A 365-nucleotide genomic window follows, 5' to 3' on the forward strand; every position below is an offset into this window, starting at 1 on the left:
CTTAGGATGATGCGGTAGAGGAGCGTTCTGTAAGCCTGTGAAGGTGAGTTGAGAAGCTTGCTGGAGGTATCAGAAGTGCGAATGCTGACATGAGTAACGACAATGGGTGTGAAAAACACCCACGCCGAAAGACCAAGGTTTCCTGCGCAACGTTAATCGACGCAGGGTTAGTCGGTCCCTAAGGCGAGGCTGAAAAGCGTAGTCGATGGAAAACAGGTTAATATTCCTGTACTTCTGGTTATTGCGATGGAGGGACGGAGAAGGCTAGGCCAGCTTGGCGTTGGTTGTCCAAGTTTAAGGTGGTAGGCTGAGATCTTAGGTAAATCCGGGATCTCAAGGCCGAGAGCTGATGACGAGTTGTCTTT

At 50.1% G+C, this 365-nt stretch carries 1 rRNA gene; it reads left to right on the forward strand.

From position 1 onward, the window contains the following. Positions 1-365 (forward strand): 23S ribosomal RNA (locus IFT80_RS21530); the annotation flags it as partial.

The organism is Pseudomonas sp. CFBP 8771, from assembly GCF_014841695.1.
GTDB classification, from domain to species: domain Bacteria; phylum Pseudomonadota; class Gammaproteobacteria; order Pseudomonadales; family Pseudomonadaceae; genus Aquipseudomonas; species Aquipseudomonas baltica.